The sequence below is a fragment of the Cognatiyoonia sediminum genome (assembly GCF_900129845.1).
Lineage (GTDB): Bacteria > Pseudomonadota > Alphaproteobacteria > Rhodobacterales > Rhodobacteraceae > Cognatiyoonia > Cognatiyoonia sediminum.
The window spans coordinates 788,866-805,041 of sequence record NZ_FQXB01000001.1 but is presented as its reverse complement, the minus strand read 5'-3'; the positions used below and the strand labels follow the sequence as shown (position 1 = coordinate 805,041).

At 53.8% G+C, this 16,176-nt stretch carries 17 protein-coding genes and 1 pseudogene; 9 read left to right on the top strand and 9 right to left on the bottom strand.

The window, feature by feature from the left end; all coding sequences use genetic code 11:
• Positions 1-35: 35 nt before the first annotated feature.
• On the bottom strand, positions 36-731 hold the full coding sequence (locus tag BUA85_RS04020) for a corrinoid protein (RefSeq protein ID WP_072899497.1): 696 nt from the start codon (positions 729-731) through the stop codon (positions 36-38).
• 149 nt (positions 732-880) lie between these two features.
• Between BUA85_RS04020 and BUA85_RS04015 the strand changes: the two genes are divergently transcribed.
• Entirely contained in the window at positions 881-1,963 is a 1,083-nt protein-coding gene (locus tag BUA85_RS04015; RefSeq protein ID WP_072899495.1) for a PA0069 family radical SAM protein, read from the top strand.
• Position 1,964: 1 nt separating this feature from the next.
• Here the strand turns inward: BUA85_RS04015 and BUA85_RS04010 are convergent, their stop codons facing one another.
• The 6 genes from BUA85_RS04010 to BUA85_RS03985 form a co-directional block, all read right to left on the bottom strand.
• Positions 1,965-2,546: a MerR family transcriptional regulator gene (locus tag BUA85_RS04010; protein WP_072899493.1), complete on the bottom strand. Its 582-nt coding sequence runs from the start codon at positions 2,544-2,546 to the stop codon at positions 1,965-1,967.
• A gap of 12 nt (positions 2,547-2,558) precedes the next feature.
• A complete protein-coding gene (gene ihfA, locus BUA85_RS04005; RefSeq protein WP_072900403.1) occupies positions 2,559-2,861 on the bottom strand; it encodes an integration host factor subunit alpha in 303 nt (100 codons plus the stop codon).
• A gap of 92 nt (positions 2,862-2,953) precedes the next feature.
• A complete protein-coding gene (locus tag BUA85_RS04000) occupies positions 2,954-3,925 on the bottom strand; it encodes a beta-ketoacyl-ACP synthase III (protein ID WP_072899491.1) in 972 nt (323 codons plus the stop codon).
• A 5-nt stretch (positions 3,926-3,930) separates the two neighbouring features.
• On the bottom strand, positions 3,931-5,049 hold the full coding sequence (plsX, locus tag BUA85_RS03995) for a phosphate acyltransferase PlsX (RefSeq protein ID WP_072899489.1): 1,119 nt from the start codon (positions 5,047-5,049) through the stop codon (positions 3,931-3,933).
• A gap of 20 nt (positions 5,050-5,069) precedes the next feature.
• On the bottom strand, positions 5,070-5,276 hold the full coding sequence (rpmF, locus tag BUA85_RS03990; protein ID WP_072899488.1) for a 50S ribosomal protein L32: 207 nt from the start codon (positions 5,274-5,276) through the stop codon (positions 5,070-5,072).
• Positions 5,277-5,438: 162 nt separating this feature from the next.
• A complete protein-coding gene (locus tag BUA85_RS03985) occupies positions 5,439-5,987 on the bottom strand; it encodes a YceD family protein (RefSeq protein WP_242648983.1) in 549 nt (182 codons plus the stop codon).
• A gap of 88 nt (positions 5,988-6,075) precedes the next feature.
• Between BUA85_RS03985 and BUA85_RS03980 the strand changes: the two genes are divergently transcribed.
• Entirely contained in the window at positions 6,076-6,546 is a 471-nt protein-coding gene (locus tag BUA85_RS03980) for an outer membrane protein assembly factor BamE (RefSeq protein ID WP_072899484.1), read from the top strand.
• Here BUA85_RS03980 and BUA85_RS03975 read toward each other — a convergent pair.
• Both BUA85_RS03975 and BUA85_RS03970 read right to left on the bottom strand, forming a co-directional pair.
• Positions 6,543-6,899 (bottom strand): DUF4345 family protein, encoded by a 357-nt coding sequence (locus tag BUA85_RS03975; RefSeq protein WP_072899482.1) that lies wholly within the window; start codon positions 6,897-6,899, stop codon positions 6,543-6,545. The genes BUA85_RS03980 and BUA85_RS03975 overlap by 4 nt on opposite strands.
• A 21-nt stretch (positions 6,900-6,920) precedes the next feature.
• Positions 6,921-7,676 carry a FadR/GntR family transcriptional regulator gene (locus BUA85_RS03970; protein WP_072899480.1) on the bottom strand — a complete coding sequence of 252 codons (756 nt, stop codon included), beginning with the start codon at positions 7,674-7,676 and terminating at the stop codon, positions 6,921-6,923.
• Positions 7,677-7,741: 65 nt separating this feature from the next.
• On the opposite strand from BUA85_RS03970, the gene BUA85_RS03965 reads away from it, so the two are divergent.
• The 7 genes and pseudogenes from BUA85_RS03965 to BUA85_RS03935 all read left to right on the top strand — a co-directional run bounded on the left by BUA85_RS03965 (position 7,742) and on the right by BUA85_RS03935 (position 16,148).
• Positions 7,742-8,518: a DUF2182 domain-containing protein gene (locus BUA85_RS03965; protein WP_110559069.1), complete on the top strand. Its 777-nt coding sequence runs from the start codon at positions 7,742-7,744 to the stop codon at positions 8,516-8,518.
• Positions 8,519-8,531: 13 nt separating this feature from the next.
• Positions 8,532-9,242, top strand: coding sequence for a DUF1326 domain-containing protein (locus BUA85_RS03960; RefSeq protein ID WP_072899477.1), 711 nt, complete (start codon positions 8,532-8,534; stop codon positions 9,240-9,242).
• Between the two features lie 22 nt (positions 9,243-9,264).
• A complete protein-coding gene (locus BUA85_RS03955; RefSeq protein ID WP_072899476.1) occupies positions 9,265-10,365 on the top strand; it encodes a dimethylsulfoniopropionate demethylase in 1,101 nt (366 codons plus the stop codon).
• Between the two features lie 51 nt (positions 10,366-10,416).
• The gene (gene acuI / locus BUA85_RS03950; protein ID WP_072900402.1) at positions 10,417-11,400 is read left to right on the top strand and encodes an acryloyl-CoA reductase; all 984 of its coding nucleotides are present in this window, start codon (positions 10,417-10,419) and stop codon (positions 11,398-11,400) included.
• Between the two features lie 210 nt (positions 11,401-11,610).
• Positions 11,611-13,286, top strand: a pseudogene (locus BUA85_RS03945) (BCCT family transporter).
• Positions 13,287-13,407: 121 nt separating this feature from the next.
• Positions 13,408-14,832 carry a cryptochrome/photolyase family protein gene (locus BUA85_RS03940; protein WP_072899475.1) on the top strand — a complete coding sequence of 475 codons (1,425 nt, stop codon included), beginning with the start codon at positions 13,408-13,410 and terminating at the stop codon, positions 14,830-14,832.
• Positions 14,833-14,939: 107 nt separating this feature from the next.
• Entirely contained in the window at positions 14,940-16,148 is a 1,209-nt protein-coding gene (locus tag BUA85_RS03935) for an SAM-dependent methyltransferase (RefSeq protein ID WP_072899474.1), read from the top strand.
• Positions 16,149-16,176 lie beyond the last annotated feature (28 nt).

The window sequence follows — 16,176 nt, the reverse complement described above, 5'->3', positions numbered from 1 at the left end:
GCGCCGCCCGATTTCACATTCCTAAGTCGCCAGTATTACATCTGGTTGTGCTTGCGAGCGACGAACTCTTTTGCCGTTTCAACAGCAACGGCAGCGTCGCGGCAATATGCGTCTGCACCAATCGCCTTGCCAAATTCTTCGTTCAATGGCGCACCACCAACGAGGACGATGTAGTCGTCGCGCAAGCCTTTTTCGACCATCGTGTCGATCACAACCTTCATGTAGGGCATCGTCGTTGTGAGGAGTGCAGACATCCCAAGAATGTCAGGCTGCTCGTTCTCGAGCGCTTCCATATAGTTTTCGACGGGGTTGTTGATACCAAGGTCAACAACTTCGAAGCCAGCACCTTCCATCATCATGGAGACAAGGTTCTTTCCGATGTCGTGAATGTCACCTTTTACTGTCCCGATTACCATCTTACCCACGCGAGGCGCGCCTGTTTCGGCCAAGAGCGGCTTCAGGATCGCCATGCCGCCTTTCATAGCGTTTGCGGCCAACAGAACCTCTGGAACAAAGAGAATACCGTCGCGGAAATCGTTGCCAACGATGGTCATCCCACCGACCAAAGCTTCGGTCAGAATGCGGTATGGTGCCCAGTCGCGTTCAAGAAGGATATTAACGCCTTCTTCGATTTCTTCCTTCATGCCGTCATACAGATCGTCAAACATCTGCGCGACGAGGTCTTCGTCATTCAGTTCTGACAGGATGATGTCGTCTTCTTCATCAGACATGGGTCGCTCCTTTGGCGGCACTGCGTGCGTGTAACTCTAGGATTCTTATTGCTTTGTTGCGGCGAATGTCACGCGACAATTTGCGACAATTGTGGAAACGTCACCGACCCATGATTGTCGATGTTCTTATTTTATTCTAAATTCAGTATATGAACGCATGCAATTCAAAAGATCGCCATACAATTAAGGGTCGGGGGACCCGCTCGAATCCTGCTGTCCGGTTTGATCAACATAGAACCGAGGCGTTCGATGATGGCTGGGATCTAGAAGAGGATTTACCGACCTTGCGGACTGAGGTCTCGATCGAGCGTCCTCGGAAAGTCATCACCCGGAATACGTCGCCCGACTTATCTTTCGACCGGTCCCTGAACCCATATCGTGGATGCGAACATGGCTGCGTCTATTGCTATGCGCGGCCAAGTCATGCGTACCTTGGCATGTCACCTGGGTTGGATTTTGAAACGAAATTGATCGCGCGACCGGATATGCCGGCTTTGCTGGAAAAAGAGCTGCGTCATCCGTCCTATGTGCCGAAGACCGTCGCCATCGGAACCAACACAGATCCTTACCAACCCATCGAGCGCGATCAACAAATTATGCGTGGGGTCCTTCAGGTGCTATGCGATTTTGATCATCCGGTCGGTGTCGTCACCAAAGGAGCTCTGATCACGCGCGACATTGATATTCTAGCGCCAATGGCCAAAAAAGGGCTGGTGCGTGTGGGGATTTCGATTGCGACGCTTGACGATAAGACGGGCAGGGCGATGGAACCCCGCGTGCCTTCGGCCAAGACAAAACTGCGTGCGATCAAGCAGTTATCGGATGCGGGCATCCCTGTTCGAATTATGGTCTCGCCGATTGTTCCGGCGCTGACCGATCATGAGCTTGAAACCATTTTAGAGGCCACCGCCAACGCGGGTGCGGTGGCTGCATCGTCGATCGTTTTGCGTTTACCGCTTGAAGTGTCGGTTTTGTTTAAGGACTGGTTAGCCGAACATTTTCCTGATCGCGCGGAGCGCGTGTTGGGTCGTGTTCGGGAACTGCATGGTGGGAAGGATTACGACCCAACCTTCGGTAAGCGCATGACAGGCCAAGGAAAATGGGCTGAACTCATTCAGCAGCGTTTCAAGCTAAAAACGCGTCAGTTGGGGTTAGATCGTACGTTACCACAGCTTCGCACGGACTTGTTCCAGGTCCCTTTGAAATCGGGGGATCAGCTGAGCTTGTTTTGATTTAGGAAGCGCTCATTCGGGCACGAACCGCCTCTAGACGTTCCAGCAAGGGCAGGATGGCGTCTGCGTTGCCTTTGACCACAGTTGCATCCAGCTTTCCAGACGCATCAAACCAACGTGGCGGCATATCTGAGGGCATCTCTGCAGGGGTAAGTGCGTCAAGATCGATTGATGGTTCGGGTGCAGGGTCGGACACCACCTTCAGCGGAGTAACTGCACTTTCTATTGCTTCCGCGACCTCAGGTTCCGGCGCCGGTGCTGGGGACTCAACAATCGGTGTGGCGCCCGTATCGGCTTCTTCGGTTGGGATTGGAGGGCCAACCAACGAAGCTACGTGTTTTACGCCGTTTTCGCGAAGCAGCTTCTGTGCGCCTTTGATCGTAAGGCCTTGTTCATGCAGGAGGTGTTTGATCCCGGCCAACAGTGCGATGTCATCAGGTCGATAATAGCGCCTGCCACCTGCGCGTTTTACGGGCTTAATCTGGCTGAACTTACTTTCCCAAAACCGCAACACATGGGCAGGGGTGTGAAGCGCCTCTGCGACTTCGGAAATTGTTCGGAACGCGTCTGGGGCCTTTGCCAAAGCAGATCTCCCTTAGCTTTTGTTGCCCGCAGCCACTTTATCTTTCATCAAGTGCGAAGGGCGGAAGGTCAGAACGCGCCGCGGGTGGATCGGCACTTCTTCACCTGTTTTGGGGTTGCGACCAACACGGGCCGCCTTATCGCGGATAGAAAAGGTGCCAAAGGAGGAGATTTTGACCGACTCGCCGCGCACGAGCGCGTCTGAAACATGGTCCAAAACACTCTCTACCAAATCAGCGCTTTCGTTACGGGACAATCCGACCTGAGAGTGAACGGCGTCTGCTAAATCCATACGTGTCAAAGTCTTATCGGACATTTTTCCCCCCAAATTTTCATGAACCATAGGGCGAAGGGAAAATGAGAGTCAATAAAAACCACAGCTTAGCCGCGTGTATGAAGTGTTTCGCTCTACCAGCGAATAACGGCGGAGCCCCATGCAAGCCCGCCGCCAATCGCTTCTGTGACGATGACGTCGCCTTCTTTGATCTGACCGGTTTCGACACCGACAGACAAAGCGAGTGGGATCGAAGCCGCTGACGTATTGCCATGATCTTGAACGGTGACAACGACGCGATCCATGCCCACACCGAGTTTTTTGGCCGTAGATTGGATGATACGGATATTCGCTTGATGCGGGACGACCCAGTTCACATCATCTGCCGTCAGCCCAACTTTGTCCAAAGCTGTGTGGGCCGTTTGGGCGAGTTTTTCCACAGCATGGCGGAAGACTTCCTTGCCTTGCATTTTAAGGACGCCAGTAGTCTGGGTGGACACACCGCCATCGACATAAAGGATGTCCTTATAGCGTCCATCTGAGTTGAGGTCGGTGGAGAGAATCCCTCGATCGTCAGAAGTTCCGTTGCCGTCGTGCGCTTCTAGTACCAATGCTCCGGCACCGTCGCCGAACAACACGCATGTCGAACGGTCTGTCCAATCCATAATGCGGCTGAACGTTTCCGCACCAATCACAAGTGCACGTTCCGCCTGACCAGATACGATCAAGGCATTGGCGTTGGCGAGCGCATAGGCAAAACCCGCACAAACGGCTTGGACGTCGAATGCAAAGCCCTTTGTGTTGCCCAATTCATTTTGGATCATCGTGGCACAGGATGGGAACGTCAGGTCCGCTGTTGAGGTCGCGACGACAATAGCGTCTATGTCATTCGCGTCCAAACCTGCATGCTTAAGGGCATTGCGCGCGGCGGCTGCTCCCAAGTTTGAGGTGGTTTCGCCAGGGGCTGCGAAGTGACGGCGCTCAATGCCTGAGCGCGATTTGATCCATTCGTCTGTGGTATCGAGTGTCTTTTCGAATTCCGAATTTGACACTACCCGTTCGGGAAGGTAGTGTCCAACCCCTTTTACCACTGCACGAAGTGTCATTCAGTCTATTTTCCTGCTTCGGCGGCCTTTGCGGCTTCACCTTCTTGGATCGCATCTTGTGCGAGTGACGCAGCGGAAGCAACCCGTGCCGCCAATTTGTTAGAGAAACCAGATTGGGCCAGCCGATACGCCAACTGAAGAGCAGCGGAAATACCAGTTGCGTCGGCACCACCGTGACTCTTAACGACAGTTTTGTTCAGGCCGAGGAAAACACCGCCATTTACGCTGCGCGGATCAATTCTTTTGCGAAGACGGTCGAGTGATCCACGAGCTAGCACCGCACCAAACATCGATACAGGGTTGCGCATTAAGGCAGAGCGCAAGAATTCAGAAATCAACGTCGCCGTGCCTTCACCAGTTTTGAGAGCGACATTGCCGGTAAACCCATCCGTGACGATTACGTCGATCTTGTCAGACGGCATGTCGCCGCCTTCGACGAAACCGACATAATCGAACTCGCCACGATCTGCCGAGCGCCCAATCAAATCATGGGCAACCTTAAGCTCTGCACGACCTTTGTGTTCTTCGACACCCACGTTCAGAAGGCCGATCCGCGGACGTTCCAAATCAAAGGCATTACGCGCATAGGACGCGCCCATCAACGCATATGTCAGCAAATCGTCTTGGTCCGCACGGATATCAGCGCCAGCGTCGAGCATAACATTGAAGCCTTGCTTGTTTCGAGATGGCCACAAACACGCGATAGCAGGGCGGTTGACACCTTCCGCCTTGCGCAAGCGCATCATTGAGATCGCCATCAAGCCGCCGGTATTGCCACAAGAAACACAGACACCAGCTTCCTCATTGCGAACCGCTTCGACGGCCGACCACATCGACGTCTTCTTGCCGTGACGCAGAACATTGCTTGGCTTGTCAGTCATCTGCACGACGTCTTCAGCGTGTTGGATTTTCACCCGATCGCTGATGCCTCGACGCTCTAACAGCTTTCGCAACTCATCTTCGGGTCCATGAAGAATCGCGCGAGCCTGAGGGAAATTTCGTAGAAACATCGAAAGGCCTGCAACCACCGTTGCAGGCCCTTTGTCTCCGCCCATTGCGTCGACTGAAATCACGTGTGATGCGTCCGGTGCCGTTGGAGCCGTGTCCGTTTGGCTGGGCGTCATTCTACCTTGCCCTTCGCAGCTTATGCCGCGTCTTCGTCAAGGTCGATGTCGTCTGTCATCGCAACAATTTCGCGGGATGCGTAGTGGCCGCAAGATGGGCAAACGTGGTGTGGGCGCTTCAGCTCGCCGCAGTTTTCGCATTCCTGCGGGTTCGCGGCAACAAGCGCATCATGTGCGCGGCGGTTGTTGCGGCGCGACTTGGAGACTTTATTCTGCTGGACAGCCATGTCTCAACCTTCGTCTAATTGGGGGGCGTTTCGCCCAGTTTTCATTCGTTCTGACGGGCACCTAAGGCATTGCGCGGGCCCTGTCGAGGGGTATCTCAAAGAGGCCGCGAACATACTGCGATTCTTTTTTATGGCAAGGCCTTTGTGACCGCCTCGTAAAGGTTACGTGTCGGTCTTCTTTTCAAGGGCATCTTTCAACGCACCGAGGCCCGCAAATGGCTTTGCTTCGTCGTCTGTTATGGCCGAAACGCCCGGTTCTGCAAATATCGCTTCGCCGAGTTCCGCATCCTCTTTCCGTGGGAATTGCGGCAAAGCTAGAGACAAGGCTTCGATCAGGACGTCCATAACTTCAATTTCAGAAGGCAGTTCGTCGACTGAGTCGTCTTCTGGCATCTCAATTTCGGTACCCTCCAACTCCGGCAACTCTGCGACGTAGAGACGGCGAACATTTTCGTCCAATCTTGTTGTCACTGGATCAAGCGTAACAACACAGGGCTGAACAACGGTTGCGCCAAGTTCCCCTGACAATTCCCAATCGCGTCCACCAACGGCTTGTACCTGACCTGAGAACCGCAGTTTCTTTATCCCACTGATCCCGAGTTCGTCAGCAATGCCTGCGCGTTGCTTGGCGTCAAACTCCAAAAGAAACGCGGTCGGCTTTTTTGTCGGCAAATCCGCGACGCGCAGGAGGTGGCTTAGTCGTTCAGGCACCAGACGTTCCATTCTTGAACAAAGGGGGTGGCTTGATGTAGACCTCGTTAAAAGGCGCGCGACGCCAAAGCAAGAGGGCAGGTAGGTGATGAATAAGCTGCGGTCGATGCGGATGCTTCAACGAACGATGCTTGTTGCGACACTTGCCTTGGCCATTGGCTGTACACCCCTTATCCGAAACCACGGGTATATCCCGCCCGATGAAGATCTGACGCGCATCGTCGTTGGTCAGGATACCCGCGAAAGCGTTCGTGCACTGGTAGGGCCACCTTCCGCAGACGGTGTTCAGCGCGGCGGTGACTACTACTATGTTCAAAGCACGTTCAGAACACTCGGCTTCTTTGCCCCCGAAGAGATCGAGCGGCAGGTCTTGGCCATTCGTTTCAATGAATCCGGCGTAGTGACCAATATTGAACGTTATGGCCTAGAGGAAGGCCAAGTGGTTGTTCTATTCCGCCGTGTGACGGATACCGGTGTTCAAGACACCACGTTTATTCGCCAACTGCTTCAAAGCATCGGTCGGATCGATCCGGGGCAATTCCTCGGGTCTGACAGCTAAGCAGGATAGTTGGCTGCCACAAGCCAAACAGCTAGAACGGCCTCAATCGCGAAGTAGATAAACGCCTTTGCGAAGGGTGGTTTGTCCAACACTAGAGACAGGAGCCTCCCCGCTGCTGCGCCTACGTAGGCGACACCCAGCATGAAATAGGATTCGGGCGTGCCGAGAAGCAGGCAAGCAATGCCTGTGACAACGAAGAGGCCGCCAACCGACGCGCGTATCTCGCTGAGCCCCATCGTATTGCCATCAGTTTGAAGGTAGAGCGCCCCCATAGTGAAACGGGGGGCAAGAAAGCCAAAGCTACCAAAGATAATGGTGAGCACTGCTGCGATGATATTCAGAATGTCGATCATAATGTCCTCTTTTAGGGACTCTTACGATGAAACCCCAGATTTGGACGCACTTTGTTTTGCCCGAGCATCAAAAACACTCTGCGCCAATTCATTGGTATAGGCGGCAAGCTCTTCCAGATGACGATCCGTCGCTTCTGCGTCTTGCGCTTCTATGGCGTCTGCGATGGCCGTGTGAAGGGCTACAATTCGCTCCCGAGATCTCGCCGTGAAGGTGATCATGTTCATTAGAGGCTGCATGGCTTCGACGGCGCCCGCAAGTTGATAAGACAAAACTGGATTGTCAGCCGCGTCGACCAAGGCACGATGAAACGCGACGTCTGATGCACAAAAGGATTCGTCTGACAGTCCGGGTTGCGCCTGTCTATGCGCCTCTGCACGCATGGTGGCGAGGTGGTCCGCCGTTCTGCGTTTGGTCGATAGCGGTGCGCAAGCCCGTTCAAGAGCATACCTCGCTTCGCAGGCGGTCTGAAAGCTGACGGCGTTCATTGAGAGCAACAACGTCGAAGTAGTGATCTGTTGGCCATAGGCATCCGGATAGGTCAGCTTGTTGACGAAGGCGCCGCCCGTCGCACCGCGTTGCGTTCGAATGAGCGATTGCGCACCGAGACGTTTGAGCGCTTCTCTAACGGTTGGACGCGAGACGCCGAATTGATCGGATAGTTCCGACTCAGAGGGCAGTCTTTCATCGACGCGAAGATCGCCCGAAATGATCGCATCTCGGATTGCTCCGGCGATCTGGGCTGACAAATCAGCATTGCTGTCTGGATCGATTTTCATTTGTCAGACATTTAATTGTCTGACATATGATTTGGCAAGTGCTGAGTCGCCCATTGGGAGGTGTCGTGTCTCATATCATCCGGTCATCACTTTGGCTGACGTTCTTCGCTGCGATCCTCGCCGCGTGGTGGGTTATGTACATGATGAGTGTCGATATGGACCTGGATTGGATCGGTCGTCCTGGTCCAATGGGTGAGGCCATGCGCCAAATGGACCCTCGGATGCCGATGTATATGCCAATGGCGAACTTCGGGCCTCTTTTCGCGATGTGGGCCATTATGATGGCAGCGATGATGCTGCCGACCATGGTGCCGACGCTGCGCGCCTATGAAGACCTGATGGTCAGCGCAAATGGGACGCGGGCTGGATGGGCTGGCGTTTTGCTGGGGTATTTCATCGTTTGGGTTGCCTTTGCTGCATTGATTGCGGGCGTGCAGTTGGCTTTGCTGTTCGGCGGTTGGATCGACATGCTGGGGATCGCGACGAACGTTTGGCTATCCGTCATCCTGCTGATCGCTGTTGGGCTTTTTCAATTCACGAAAGCAAAAGAAGTCTGCCATGGCGTGTGTCACAGTCCGACGACATATTTCCTGACGCGTTGGCGGACAGGTTTTTCAGGCGGACTGCGGATGGGTCTTGGTCTGGGAGCCTTTTGCGTCGGCTGTTGCTGGGGCTTTATGGCGCTTGGATTTGTGGGCGGCGTGATGAGCTTACTTTGGATGGGCGCTGCTACGTTTTTTATGGTTTTGGAAAAATTACCCCAAATCGGGCATCGTGTGACGAAGCCCTTGGGCGTTGGATTGATCCTTGGCGGGATCGGACTGGCCGTTTGGTCACTTTAGGAAAGGTCGGGATATGGCTGAAAAGACACGGAAACCGGGCGACAAGCTGAAAATCTCTCAGCGGATAGATCAGCGTATGGAAAACAATCCATTGCGTCGAAAAAAACGCCCTACAGAGTGGAAGATCAAAGGGGAGCTGTTTCTGAATTGCTCTTGTACAGTCTTCTGTCCTTGTGTGGTGTCGCTTGGCGCGCATCCTCCGACCGAGGGGCATTGCCACGCCTGGATGGCAATTGCGATCGATGAGGGGCATTTTGAGGGCGAAGACCTCGGCGGCCTGAATGTTGGCCTACTGGTCGATATCCCGGGGCGCATGGCAGAAGGTAACTGGAAAGTTGCGGCCTACGTTGATGAACGCGCGACCCAAAAGGCCTACAACGGCATTCTCAAGATCTTCAGCGGTGAGGCCGGTGGCACAACCGGCCTGTTCACCATGTTAGTAAGCGAAATCATCGGCGCCGAGCGCGAAAAAGTCGAGATCGTGCGCGACGGCAATAAGCGCGGCATCTACATCGGTCGCAAGATCCAAGGTGAGATTGAAACGGTTTCGGGCCTAAGCGCTGATCACCCAGTGATGATCACCAATTCGAAATACTGGATGGGTCCAGATATCATCGCGGCCCGCGGTCTGAAATCTCGTGTGCGCGACTATGGTCGTGTTTGGGACTTTGGCGGTAAATCTGCCGAGATCTGCCCGATCGAATGGCAAGGCCCTAACCCTTAGGCCCGTTTCAGGAGTACCGACAATGGCGATGATCTCACAGTCCCGCCGCCTTCGCAGGACGCCGTTCTCAGATGGTGTCGAAGCTGCAGGTGTCAAAGCCTATACGGTTTATAACCGCATGCTCCTTCCGACGGTTTTTCGTTCACCGGTGGAGGATTATCGCCATCTCAAGACCGCAGTGCAGGTCTGGGATGTGGCTGTTGAGCGGCAGGTCGAATTGCGCGGGCCCGACGCGTCTCGATTGATGCAGATGCTGACGCCGCGCGACTTGCGTGGGATGATGCCGGGTCAATGCTACTACGTGCCGATGGTGGATGAGACCGGGGGAATGTTGAATGATCCGGTTGCATTGAAGCTAAGCGAAGACCGGTGGTGGGTGTCCATCGCTGACAGTGACTTGCTGCTTTGGATCAAAGGTCTGGCCTATGGCTATCGCCTAGATGTCCTCATTGATGAGCCAGACGTGTCCCCTTTGGCGGTCCAAGGGCCGCTAGCGGACGACCTTATGGAACGCGTCTTCGGCGACGGCGTTCGGTCGATCAAATTCTTCCGGTTTGGTTGGTTTGATTTTAACGGCCATAGCTTTGTCGTTGCGCGGTCCGGCTATTCAAAACAGGGCGGGTTTGAGATCTATGTCGAAGGGACACAGAACGGTATGCCCCTTTGGAACGCGCTCATGGAGGCGGGCAAAGACCTCGACGTCTACGCTGGCTGCCCGAACTTGATCGAACGCATCGAGGGTGGGCTGCTTTCTTACGGCAACGACATGACACGAGAGAACACACCGCATGAATGTGGGTTAGGCCGGTTTTGTTCCACGCAAACCGCAATTGGCTGCGTGGGGCGCGATGCGCTCTTGCGGGTTTCAAAAGAGGGACCGGTGAAAGAAATTCGGGCCATCCGGATCGAGGGCGAGCTACCGTCTTGTGATCGAGTCTGGCCTCTGATGGACGGAGACAATCAGGTCGGGCAGGTGACGTCCGCTGCCTATTCGCCGGATTTCGAAACCAATGTCGCCATCGGCATGGTACGCATGACCCATTGGGACCCAGCGACAGATTTGGATGTGATTACACCGGCGGGGATTTTCCCCGCTATCGTGAATGAGACGTTTTGGATTTAGGATAGCGCTCTGGTCTTGAGGCCGATGAGCGATCACTCGAAGGAGAAGATGATGTTTAACGCATTGGTGGTAGAAAAAGACGACGAAGGCAAAACATCTGCTGCGGTACAGCAGATCAGCGAAGACCAACTGCCAGAAGGTGACGTGGTTGTCGCCGTCGATTATTCGACTGTGAACTATAAAGACGGTCTTTGCATTGGACCGGGTGGTGGCTTGGTTCGGAACTACCCGCATGTGCCGGGAATCGACTTGGCAGGCACGGTCGAAAGCTCTTCTGATGATCGCTACAAGGCTGGTGACAAAGTTGTCCTGACTGGTTGGCGCGTTGGTGAAGTGCATTGGGGCGGATATGCGCAAAAAGCGCGGGTCAAAGCGGATTGGTTAGTCCCGCTACCCGATGGTTTGGACACGCGACAAGCGATGGCGGTCGGAACTGCGGGCTTTACCGCAATGCTTGCAGTCATGGCGCTGGAGGATCACGGCATCAAAGATGGCCCAGTCCTAGTGACGGGTGCCGCAGGTGGCGTTGGTTCGGTCGCGACAGCGATCCTCGCCAAGCTGGGTCATGAGGTTGCTGCGGTGACGGGGCGTCCTGAGACTTCTGACTACCTGACTGGCCTTGGCGCGACGCAAATCGTTGCACGGGAAGAGTTGAACGAAACAACCAAGCGCCCGCTTGAAGCCGAAACATGGGGCGGTTGTGTTGATGCTGTCGGTGGCGACATGCTGGCGCGTGTCTTGGGCCAGATGAAATACGGTGCGTCCGTGTCTGCCGTAGGTCTTGCTGGTGGCGCTGGTCTACCAGCCACGGTCATTCCGTTTCTGCTACGTGGGGTCAACTTGCTTGGCATTGATTCTGTCATGCAACCCTTCGAAAACCGTCAACGCGCATGGCAGAGGATCGCTTCAGACCTGCCAATGGATAAGCTGGACGCGATGATTGAACCGGCTGTTTTGTCTGATCTGCCAAAGCTCGGCAAAGATATCTTGAAAGGCCAGGTGCGTGGCCGTGTCGTGGTAGACGTGAACGCCTAACAGATTGATTCTGGGGGCAGAACGTTGTCCTCAGAAAACACCAAGGGCTCCGGTGTCGGCGCAAAATCATGTCCGAAATGTCCTCTATTGTCGTTTGCAACCGTTGGCAGAACGGCGCTTGGGTGCGGCAAACTGTGGCAATTATCATTTTTGGAATGTGCAAACTCCCTTAGGCTGATTGGCAATAAAAACAGCCAACAGGGGAGCTACATGTCAATTCAACCACCATTATCGGACCTTCCGATTAAGACAGCGGAGAGCGGGTTCTACCGCGGCTTCAGCGTCAGTGTCGCGGTCGTCAGTAGGATCATAATCAGCCTACTTGTGGTTTGGTGTATCGTCGGCCGACCGAAGCGGGAACCATTCTTGGCGAGTGGAACACCGCGATCTTAGGTCAATTTGCAGCATGGTATATCTGGGTCGTTGCGGCTTTCGTTCTTGTTTGTATTGGTTTGGCAATTTGGCCTTCGGCGGGCCGTTTAAACCTTGGCGCCGATGGTGAAAGGCCCGAATTTTCCAATTTTTCTTGGTTTTCGATGATGTTTGGTGCAGGCATCGGCGTGGGAATGCTCACCTGGGCAGTCGCAGAGCCTGTAGCACATTTTCAGAATAACCTTTCTGTTATTCAAGGTATCACAGACCCGCTAGACCAAAACAATGTGCGAACAGCCTACGTTTGGTCTTACCTACATTGGGGATTTAGTGCATGGGCGTGCTACGCAATTGCAGGGCTAGCACTTGCATTTTTTAGCTACCGCCGTGGATTGCCGCTCACCATTCGGTCTTCATTGACGCCGATATTTGGCAAGTCTTTGTCAGGCCCCATTGGTCATATCATTGATATCGTCGCCGTGGTCGCGACCATTCTGGGAGTCGCGCAAACGCTAGGGTTCGGTGTGGAACAGTTTGTTGCTGGTCTCACTCGAATTGGCATCGGTGGCCTTGCCTTAGAAGATGGGTCTGCAACGACGCTCGGTATCGTCGTCGCGCTTCTATTCATCATGGGCGCGTCAACCTTGTCAGCCATGTCAGGCGTCGGCAAAGGCATCAAATGGTTGTCGAACATCAACATGGTTCTGTCCATTGTCCTGCTCGGCTTCTTTATCCTCTTTGGTGCAACTTGGTTCGGCTTTTCCGCGTTTTTCGTGGGTATCTGGGACTACATCTTGCAATTGCCGTATCTAAGCTTCAACGTCTTCCGTTCTCACGGGGTCGAGGGATCTGAGGCTTTCTTGCTTGCACAATGGCAAGGCTGGTGGCCAGTATTCTACTGGGCATGGTGGATCGCGTTTGCACCATTCGTCGGGCTTTTCTTGGCACGTATTTCTCGTGGTCGGACGATCCGGGAATTTGTTCTCGGCGCAATGATTGTACCTGCGCTGATGTGCTTTGTCTGGTTAGCTTGGGCCGGCGGTACTGCGATCGATCTGGAGCTAAACGGCGACGCAAACGGGGTTGTCCTGAACGCTGCCAACGGCGACAAGATCTTTGCGATGACAGAGTATATGCTCGCACCTATTTCACAGTTCCTTGCATGGTTGATGGCTGTCTTGATCGTTGTTCTCTTGATGACGTTCTTGGTGACATCTGCTGACTCCGCGGTTCTGATTGTGAACACGATCAACGCAGCGGGCGACGAGGGACCAAAGGCTCGTCCTCACATCTTGTTTTGGGGTTCAGCCCTGGCGCTTGTTGTTGGCGGGCTCTTGATCTCAGGCGGTACCGGAGCCATTCAAACAGCGATGGTGATTGGTGCGCTGCCATTCTCGATCGTTATGGCCTTGATGTGTATCGCATTGATCAAAGCCATCTTTAACGACGGTCGGCGAGCGGCGGCGGGGGTTCAATCCGTCACGACGTCGGGTTCGGTTTCTCCGGCTGAATAAGGCTCGAACAATTTGGAAAGCCCCCTGAAGTACGACTTGGGGGGCTTTCTTTTTTCTTGTAGGCACTTGATTTTCCGAGGCTCAATCTAGGTCATTGGGAAAGACGACAGCAGGCCTTCTCATGACATCTCCAATCATTATGTGGTTCCGGCGTGATCTTCGATTAGGCGATCACCCAGCGCTTACGGCGGCGTGTGAGAATGGGCGGCCAGTCATCCCTGTTTTCATTTTTGACGAGCTGGTTGACGGATTGGGCGCCGCGCCGAAATTTCGATTCGGACTATCGGTTGGCGATTTGGCGCGTGAACTGTCTTCACGGGGGAGCCGACTTGTTCTTCGTAAGGGGCGGGCGATTGACGTTCTAACCGATCTCATTCGAGAGACAGGGGCAACGGAGGTTCATTGGTCGCGGGCTTACGATCCCGACGCCAAAGACCGCGACACAACCATAAAGGCGGCTTTGAAAGAGGCGGGCATATCGGCGGTCAGTCACCCGGGCCACGTTCTATTTGAACCTTGGACCGTTGAGACAAAAACCGGCGGTTTTTACCGGGTCTTTACGCCAATGTGGAAGTCGGTGCGGAATACGGAGGTTTCGGCGTGCTTGCCTGAGCCTGATCTGATCCCCGCTCCAAATGCCTGGCCTGACAGCGACGATCTGACGTTGTTGAACATGTCAAAGGATATGAGGCGCGGCGCTGAGATCGTACACCAACACTGCGTTGTCGGTCAGACGGCGGCAGCAGATCGCTTGTCGGAATTCATCGAAACAAGGATTGCGCGTTATAGCGACGATCGCGATTTCCCCGGTGTCAAAGCGACGTCGGGCCTTTCTGAAAACCTCACCTATGGGGAAATAAGTCCGCGCCAGTGCTGGCACGCGGGTTGGGAGGCGTTTCGGCAGGGGCATGATCAGGCCGAGGTTTTCCTGAAAGAACTGGTTTGGCGCGAGTTCGCGTATCACTTGGTCTTTCACACGCCGCATATTGTGTCTCGGAATTGGCGAGAGGAATGGGATAGGTTTCCGTGGAACACGGATGAGGCTCATCCTCATGTCGTTGCTTGGAAACAAGGACGAACAGGTATTCCTTTTGTCGATGCCGCGATGCGGGAAATGTATGTCACCGGCGTCATGCACAATCGGTCAAGAATGATTGTCGCGTCGTATTTGACCAAAAACCTGATGAGCCATTGGAAAATTGGCGAAAGGTGGTTTGCAGACTGCCTGATCGACTGGGATCCGGCGAGCAATGCGATGGGGTGGCAATGGGCTGCTGGTTCGGGACCAGATGCGGCTCCATATTTTCGTGTGTTCAATCCGGTGACACAGCTCGACAAGTTTGATCGTGATGGAGTTTACCAGAAAAGCTGGATTGCCGAAGGATACGGCCAACCAAGCGATACGGCATTGTCATACTTTGACGCTGTTCCCAAGCATTGGCGACTTTCACCCGCAAACACTTATCCAAGTCCTCTTGTGACGCCAGAGGCAGGACGCGCCAGAGCGCTTGAAGCATATGCAACGCGTGAGAAGGTCAAAGCGTAAATGACCGCAACGCAACGGAAAGACGTGACTCTTTGAAATCACGAGTTAATCTAAATAAATCCGCTGGTGCTACTCACCATCGGGGAGAAGACCATTGGGGGAAGACCATGATTTTAACGTCGACAGAGGGGCAAAGTAATCTGCCGCGTTATTTCAAATCTGTGTTTGAAAAGATCAAAAATGTTGAAAAGGGCCGTTTGGACATCGTTCTTGAAGATGGCCGTCGGTTTCGGATTGAAGGTCCCGAAGCTGGTCACGTCGCAGAGGTGCACATCCACCACCCAGACGTTTTCGCGCGGACCATTCGTGAAGGCGACATGGGGTTTTGCGACGCCTATCTGGAAGGTCAATGGTCAACACCCGATTTGATGGCCTTCATGGACATGGTCCATGATGGTGCCGAAGACATGTACGACGGATTTCCGGGGCAGGCTTTGGTGCAAGCCTACGAGAAAATCCGGTTCTGGTTACAGAGCAACTCTAAGAGACAAGCAAAGAAAAATATTAGTTATCACTATGACTTAGGGAACGACTTTTACGCACTTTGGCTTGATGAGACGATGACCTACTCGTCGGCAAAATTCGAAACGGGACAAGAAAGCTTAGAGAAAGCGCAAACTCAGAAATATGCGAGTATGGTTGATCAGATGGGTGCTCAACCTGGCGATCATATTTTGGAGATCGGTTGCGGTTGGGGAGGCTTCGCCGAATATGCCGCGAAAGAGCGCGGGCTTAAGGTGACATGCCTTACTATCAGCCAAGAGCAATTTAACTACGCAGTGAAGCGCATTGAAAAAGCGGGACTTTCTGATCAAGTTACTTTCAAAATGCAGGACTACCGCGATGAAACGGGTGTCTACGACGGGATCGCCAGCATCGAAATGTTCGAAGCAGTTGGGCAAAAGTATTGGCCCGCCTATTTCAACACCGTCAGGGATCGCCTGAAGCCGGGCAAACAGGCAACGTTGCAGATCATTACTGTTGGTGAACACCGCTGGGACGCCTACATTTCGCGGCCGGACTTCATCCAAAAATACATCTTCCCCGGAGGCATGTTGCCTAGCCCATCTAAATTGCGTGAGGCAGTTCAAAATGCGGGGCTAAAGGTCGAGAAATCAATCGAATTTGGGGAAAGCTATAGCCAGACTTTGCGGCGCTGGCACGAGACGTTTAACGAAAAATGGGATCAGGTCGCTGCGATGGGGTTTGACGATCGTTTCAAACGGATGTGGAACTTTTACCTGACCTCTTGCGCGGGAACGTTTCATAGCGGAAACTGCGATGTAACGCAGATTACCATTAGTCGACCAGCATAAGGGCGGCGATAGGCGAGCAGGAGGACAG

Coding starts and splice junctions, on each gene's coding strand:
- BUA85_RS04020 (WP_072899497.1), bottom strand. CDS start 731: ATGTCTGATGAAGAAGACGACATCATCCTGTCAGAACTGAATGACGAA.
- BUA85_RS04015 (WP_072899495.1), top strand. CDS start 881: ATGAACGCATGCAATTCAAAAGATCGCCATACAATTAAGGGTCGGGGG.
- ihfA (WP_072900403.1), bottom strand. CDS start 2,861: ATGTCCGATAAGACTTTGACACGTATGGATTTAGCAGACGCCGTTCAC.
- BUA85_RS04000 (WP_072899491.1), bottom strand. CDS start 3,925: ATGACACTTCGTGCAGTGGTAAAAGGGGTTGGACACTACCTTCCCGAA.
- plsX (WP_072899489.1), bottom strand. CDS start 5,049: ATGACGCCCAGCCAAACGGACACGGCTCCAACGGCACCGGACGCATCA.
- rpmF (WP_072899488.1), bottom strand. CDS start 5,276: ATGGCTGTCCAGCAGAATAAAGTCTCCAAGTCGCGCCGCAACAACCGC.
- BUA85_RS03980 (WP_072899484.1), top strand. CDS start 6,076: ATGAATAAGCTGCGGTCGATGCGGATGCTTCAACGAACGATGCTTGTT.
- BUA85_RS03975 (WP_072899482.1), bottom strand. CDS start 6,899: ATGATCGACATTCTGAATATCATCGCAGCAGTGCTCACCATTATCTTT.
- BUA85_RS03970 (WP_072899480.1), bottom strand. CDS start 7,676: ATGAAAATCGATCCAGACAGCAATGCTGATTTGTCAGCCCAGATCGCC.
- BUA85_RS03960 (WP_072899477.1), top strand. CDS start 8,532: ATGGCTGAAAAGACACGGAAACCGGGCGACAAGCTGAAAATCTCTCAG.
- BUA85_RS03955 (WP_072899476.1), top strand. CDS start 9,265: ATGGCGATGATCTCACAGTCCCGCCGCCTTCGCAGGACGCCGTTCTCA.
- acuI (WP_072900402.1), top strand. CDS start 10,417: ATGTTTAACGCATTGGTGGTAGAAAAAGACGACGAAGGCAAAACATCT.
- BUA85_RS03940 (WP_072899475.1), top strand. CDS start 13,408: ATGACATCTCCAATCATTATGTGGTTCCGGCGTGATCTTCGATTAGGC.
- BUA85_RS03935 (WP_072899474.1), top strand. CDS start 14,940: ATGATTTTAACGTCGACAGAGGGGCAAAGTAATCTGCCGCGTTATTTC.